This window comes from Aeromonas sp. HMWF015, assembly GCF_963878965.1.
Classification (GTDB): Bacteria; Pseudomonadota; Gammaproteobacteria; order Enterobacterales; family Aeromonadaceae; genus Aeromonas; species Aeromonas veronii.
This window is the reverse complement of the sequence record NZ_CAWNZT010000065.1, coordinates 1-1,634: the sequence shown is the minus strand read 5'-3', so window position 1 is coordinate 1,634 and position 1,634 is coordinate 1. Positions and strand designations below refer to the sequence as shown.

Genomic DNA, 1,634 nt, shown 5'->3' with positions numbered 1-1,634 from the left:
TCATCAAACCGTTCAAGCTGGACGATGTGCGCGAGGCCCTGGCCGAGATCGGCATCAACGGCATGACCGTATCCGAAGTCAAAGGCTTCGGCCGCCAGAAGGGCCATACCGAGCTCTATCGCGGCGCCGAATATATGGTCGACTTCCTGCCGAAAGTGAAGGTGGAGCTGGTGGTGCAGGACGAGGATCTCGATGCCTGTCTGGAAGCGATCCAGAATACCGCTCGCACCGGCAAGATTGGTGATGGCAAAATCTTCGTCTGCGAGGTGGAGCGTGTCATTCGTATCCGTACTGGCGAAGAGAACGAAGACGCGATCTGACCTTGGCTATCTCTTTACCTGACCAGAGGCGTGAAGTGTGGCCTCATTTGATGGGATGGATGCGCTTCGTGGTGGTTGTCAGCCTGTTGGCGGGCCTGACTGCTTGCAGTACCCGTCCACCGGCTCAGCCGGAGAATCTGTGCCAGATCTTTCGCGAGAAGCCTGACTGGCACAAGGCCGCGCTCAAGATGAATGAGAAGTGGGGGACGCCGATCCATGTGGTGATGGCCATGATGTATCAGGAGTCCTCTTACGTACATGATGCCCAGCCGCCGATGCAGTATTTCCTTTTCATCCCGACCGGGCGGGCCAGTTCGGCTTATGGTTATGCTCAGGTCAAAGATGAAACCTGGGCGGATTACCAGCGAGAAACCGGCAACAGCTGGAGTGACCGCGATGATTTTGCCGACGCCATCGATTTTATGGGTTGGTACACTAACAAAGCCCAACGGCTCAATGGCACCTCCAAGTGGGATGCCTATGGCCAGTACCTCAACTATCACGAAGGGTGGGGTGGCTACCGGCGTGGCAGCTATCGCAGCAAGGGGTGGTTGATGAAGACCTCTCGCAAGGTAGAGGCTCGCGCCCAGCGCTACGGCGCCCAGTACCGTCAATGCAAGGATCAGCTCTCCCGCGGGGGCTGGTTCTGGTAACCAAATCAGGAGTCAGAAATGCCGTTATTGGACAGTTTTACCGTTGACCACACCCGTATGGAAGCGCCAGCGGTGCGTGTGGCCAAGACCATGCAGACCCCGAACAAGGACACCATTACCGTGTTCGATCTGCGTTTCTGTGTGCCGAATCAGGAGATCCTCTCCGAGCGCGGTATCCATACGCTGGAGCACCTGTTCGCCGGATTTATGCGTGATCACCTGAACGGCAACGGCGTGGAGATCATCGACATCTCCCCCATGGGTTGCCGTACTGGTTTCTACATGAGCCTGATCGGCGCGCCGGACGAAGCCCGTGTTGGCGCAGCCTGGCAGGCGGCCATGAGCGACGTGCTGACCGTGCAGGATCAGGCCAAGATCCCCGAGCTGAACGAGTATCAGTGCGGCACCTACAGCATGCACTCGCTGGAAGAGGCGCACGCCATCGCCCGTCATGTGCTGGAGCGCGGTATCGGCGTCAACCACAACGACGAGCTGGCCCTGCCGGAAGAGAAGCTGAAGAGTCTGTGAGGCTGATGAGCTGTCGCTCATCGGATAACCTCTTCAGGGAATGTTAAAAGAGCCGGTCAGCCATGCTGACCGGCTCTTTTTTATTCCGCCCGATCGCGGTCATGGGGATGACTTGCTCCCCTTGCTGACTCTG

At 57.8% G+C, this 1,634-nt stretch carries 3 protein-coding genes; all 3 read left to right on the top strand.

What is annotated here, in order from left to right; all coding sequences use genetic code 11:
• The first annotated feature begins 2 nt into the window (after positions 1-2).
• The 3 genes from AACS18_RS02930 to luxS are packed head-to-tail and all read left to right on the top strand — an operon-like array spanning position 3 to position 1,501.
• Positions 3-320: a P-II family nitrogen regulator gene (locus AACS18_RS02930; protein ID WP_258228831.1), complete on the top strand. Its 318-nt coding sequence runs from the start codon at positions 3-5 to the stop codon at positions 318-320.
• A 50-nt stretch (positions 321-370) separates the two neighbouring features.
• Positions 371-973 carry a transglycosylase SLT domain-containing protein gene (locus AACS18_RS02925; protein WP_108613651.1) on the top strand — a complete coding sequence of 201 codons (603 nt, stop codon included), beginning with the start codon at positions 371-373 and terminating at the stop codon, positions 971-973.
• An 18-nt stretch (positions 974-991) separates the two neighbouring features.
• A complete protein-coding gene (gene luxS / locus AACS18_RS02920) occupies positions 992-1,501 on the top strand; it encodes an S-ribosylhomocysteine lyase (protein ID WP_005340462.1) in 510 nt (169 codons plus the stop codon).
• Positions 1,502-1,634: the final 133 nt, after the last annotated feature.